Raw genomic sequence first — 4,229 nt, forward strand, 5'->3', positions numbered from 1 at the left:
CATTACAACAGCACTCAGAAAAAATCTCATAATAAATTCATTTTAGTATAGGGTTCAAAAATACAGCTTTCATTTTAGTTATTATTTTAAATTCTAGTTAAGAAAAACAAAAAGAGACCTAATAATTACATTGTTTATAACTTAGAAACGGCTCTAACTTATCTTAATTTAAAATTAGTATTGAACTAAACTAGACTTTTTATACTTTAGCACCAATAAATTAACTTATGCAGTACCTACACAATATTGGTGTTTATTTTTTAATGATTTTCGAAATGTTTCGTAAACAAACCAAATGGTCTGTTATGAAGCAACTAATATTAAAAGATATCGATGATTTAATTATTGGATCATTAGGTATTGTTTCTTTTATTGCTTTTTTTGTTGGTGGTGTAGTCACTATACAAACGGCTTTAAATATAGACAATCCGCTTATTCCAAAATATCTAGTTGGTTTTGCTACTAGGCAATCTATTATTCTAGAATTCGCACCTACTTTTATGTCTATTATTATGGCTGGAAAAGTTGGTTCTTTTATTACATCTAGTATTGGTACCATGCGTGTTACAGAACAAATAGATGCTTTAGAGGTTATGGGTATTAACTCTTTAAACTACTTAGTATTTCCAAAATTTATTGCTTTAACATTATATCCTTTTATTATTTCTATTGCCATGTTTTTGGGTATCATGGGCGGTTTAGCTGCCTGTATTTTTGGAGGTTATGCTTCTATAGATGATTATATTTTAGGTATACAAACAGAATTTATACCATTTCATATTACTTATGCTTTTATAAAAACATTATTATTTGCTTTTGTATTGGCTACAGTACCTTCTTACCATGGGTTTTATATGAAAGGAGGCGCTTTAGAAGTTGGTAAAGCCAGTACAACATCTTTTGTTTGGACTAGTGTTATTATTATCCTTTTAAATTATATATTAACCCAATTATTACTTAGTTAATGATAGAAGTTAAAGACTTACATAAATCGTTTGGAGAGGCACATATTTTAAAAGGTATTACGACTACTTTTGAAAAAGGTAAAACCAATCTTATTATTGGGCAAAGTGGTTCTGGTAAAACAGTTTTCCTAAAGTGTTTATTGGGTTTATTCGATTATGAAGAAGGTAGTATAGCCTATGATGGGGAAATCTTTTCAAAACTTACTGAAGCTAAAAAACGAGATATGCGCGCAAATATTGGCATGGTATTTCAAGGGAGTGCTTTATTTGATTCTATGACTATAGAAGAGAATGTAATGTTTCCTCTACAGATGTTTACTAAGCTTAGTAAAAGTGACATGAGAGAGCGTGCTAATATTGTTTTACAACGTGTTAACTTGCCAGATGCCCATAAAAAAATGCCTAGTGAGGCTTCTGGAGGAATGCAAAAGCGAGTTGCTATTGCTCGCGCCATAGTTAATAATCCTAAATATTTATTTTGTGATGAGCCTAATTCTGGTTTAGATCCAAAAACGGCTATTGTAATAGATAATTTAATTCAAGAAATTACTGAAGAATATAATATAACAACTGTTATTAATTCTCACGATATGAATTCTGTTATGGAAATTGGTGAGAAAATAGTATTCTTACGTAATGGTTTAAAAGCCTGGGAGGGTTCTAAACATACCATTTTTAAAACAGATAATGAGATTGTTACAGACTTTGTATATTCTTCTAATTTATTTCAAAAAGTGCGCGAGGCTTATTTAAAAGAGAATAAATAAATTATCCTCTTTAAATATTATTCGTTATTCTTTTTTACTACCAGTGTATCTAATTTAAGCCTTAATTTCAGCCATTCTTTTAGTTTTAGCTCTTGCTTTAATTGCGCTTCTTTAGTAATTAATGAGTCATTCCATTTTACTAAAAACACATCAACTGTATCTAATGTTTTAAAATTAGAATTAATCACTTTAGAATAAGATAGCTTTTCTAAATTTTCATAATTTATTTTTACCTCTTCTGTAATGTTCTCAAACGGAATATAGTTTCGCTCCAATTTAGAGAGTTGTTTTACTTTACTTTCTAAAAATGTGATTTTTTGTTGCTGACTCATTAAGTCTAATGAATCACGTGTTCGCAACTCTTCCATATACTCTAAGTTGTTAATCTCCTTATTTTTTGTTTGATTAATAACTAAATCCGTATTCTTTAAATTACTATAAGCAACAAAACGTTGCTTAAGCACTGCTTTAGTCTCGTCAGAAATCTTATCAGAGCCAAATGTTGTTAATTCTATAACCGATGGTCCAGAAGGGTTATAATCTGGAGTTGCGCTCTTTTTTATATAACGTGCATTTGGTAATCCATTTAATTCATTGGCTATAAATCGCTTAGCATCTGCTTCAAACTGACTCTTTTTTAACACATTTAAAAATGTCATAACAGCTGGTATCATTACTACTATAGCTACTAAAGATGCAATTCTAGCAATACGTTTTCGTTTTGCAGAATTGGCATATTTAAGCATAGGAAACCTTAAAATTTTTAAGACTAAAAATGTTGCCAAAGCTATAAAAATGGTATTTATAGTAAATAAATACATGGCTTGTCCAAAATAAATGAAGTTTCCTTTTGCTAAACCGTAACCTGCCGTACATAAAGGCGGCATTAACGCTGTTGCTATGGCTACTCCAAAAATTACAGAGGCTATTGTTCCTTTTTTTGTTCGTGCTATTATTAAGGCTAGCCCTCCAAAAAAGGCTATTAATACATCTCTTATATCTGGCTGAACTCTACCTAATAACTCCGATGTATCTTCGCTTAACGGAAAAAATCTAAAAAACAGAAACGCTGTTATTAAACTTAAAACAATCATTACCGCTAAATTTATTAGCGATTTCTTTAAGGTATCTATATCGTTAATGGCTATTGATAGTCCTATTCCTAAAATTGGCCCCATTAAAGGCGATATTAACATGGCTCCAATTACTACAGCGGTAGAGTCTGCATTTAAACCTATAGAGGCCACAAATATGGAACAAATTAAAATCCAAGCGGTAGCTCCCTTAAATGGAATATCTACTTTTATAGCTTCTATAGTTGCATCTCTGTCGGTATCATCTCTAAAATCTAATAACTCTACAAAAAAGGTTTTTATACTTTTAAAAAAACCTTGTGCATCTTTCCTTACAGCTTCTTTAGATTGTTTTACTGAATCTTCTTTATTTACTTCTTCATCAGTAAAATTGAATTTATTTTCTTCCATAATTGTGTTAATTCGTAGAATCTTTTATGTTTATCCTAAATGGTTTCCGAAGTTATTCTTCACTTTTTGCAGTACTTTTTTAATGTCCTGTTCTTTCTTTTTCGGGTATATTAATAGCACCTCATCTTTGTCTACTATAATATAGTCTTTTAAACCATCTACTACAACTACTTTATCTTTTTGTGTGCGTATCATATTTCCAGAAGTTCCTTCTGTTAATATTCTCGCATTTACTACAGCATTGTTATCGTCATCTTTATCTAGTTTGTCATACAAACTACCCCATGTTCCTAAATCGTTCCAATCGAATGTTGCAGGAAGTACATAAACGTTATTTGATTTCTCCATAATTGCATAGTCTACAGAGATATTTTCGGCTTTACCATAATTGTCTCTTATAAAATCGTCTTCGAACTCTGTATTGTAAACTGCGTTTCCTTTTTCAAATAAATTAAATAGTTCTGGTTGATTGGTTTTAAAGGTTTCTATAACTGTTTTTACACTCCACATGAAAATGCCTGCATTCCATAGAAAATTACCTTTTGCTATAAATCCTTTTGCTGTTTCGTAATCTGGCTTTTCTCTAAATTGATTTACTGGTTTGATGGTTTCGGTAGAATGCGTATTATATTCTATGTAGCCGTATCCTGTATTTGGAAAGGTTGGCTGTATTCCTAATGTCATTAACGCATTATTGTTTTCACAAAACTCAAATGCTTCTTGAACATTTTTTGCAAATGCTGCTTCATTTTCTATCCAATGATCGCTTGGTGCTACAATCATTACTGCTTCTGGGTTTTCTTTCTGAATTTTTAATGATGCATATAATATGCACGGTGCTGTATTACGCATTGCCGGCTCTAAAACGACTTGTCGCTTTGTTATTTCTGGTAATTGTTGAAATACTAAGTCGTTATAGCGCTCATTTGTTAAAATGAAAATATTTTCTTTAGGAATACTTTGCGATAATCGCTGAAACGTTTTTTGAATAAGTGTTTCTCCCGTTCCTAACA

Annotated in this window: 4 protein-coding genes; 2 read left to right on the top strand and 2 right to left on the bottom strand. The window is 30.9% G+C overall.

The annotated features are described in order from the left end of the window. The first annotated feature begins 227 nt into the window (after positions 1-227). Both ACVC2P_RS09120 and ACVC2P_RS09125 read left to right on the top strand, forming a co-directional pair. Entirely contained in the window at positions 228-965 is a 738-nt protein-coding gene (locus tag ACVC2P_RS09120) for an MlaE family ABC transporter permease (RefSeq protein WP_452598166.1), read from the top strand. Further along, positions 965-1,732, top strand: a complete 768-nt coding sequence (locus ACVC2P_RS09125) for an ABC transporter ATP-binding protein (RefSeq protein WP_452598167.1) — start codon at positions 965-967, stop codon at positions 1,730-1,732. The genes ACVC2P_RS09120 and ACVC2P_RS09125 overlap by 1 nt, the downstream gene beginning before the upstream one ends. A 17-nt stretch (positions 1,733-1,749) precedes the next feature. Here the strand turns inward: ACVC2P_RS09125 and ACVC2P_RS09130 are convergent, their stop codons facing one another. Both ACVC2P_RS09130 and ACVC2P_RS09135 read right to left on the bottom strand, forming a co-directional pair. Next, positions 1,750-3,216: a DUF389 domain-containing protein gene (locus tag ACVC2P_RS09130; RefSeq protein ID WP_452598168.1), complete on the bottom strand. Its 1,467-nt coding sequence runs from the start codon at positions 3,214-3,216 to the stop codon at positions 1,750-1,752. A gap of 30 nt (positions 3,217-3,246) precedes the next feature. Further along, positions 3,247-4,229: mannose-1-phosphate guanylyltransferase (locus tag ACVC2P_RS09135; protein ID WP_452598169.1), on the bottom strand; the 983-nt coding region annotated here is incomplete at its 5' end.

The sequence above is a fragment of the Pontimicrobium sp. MEBiC01747 genome, assembly GCF_053601635.1.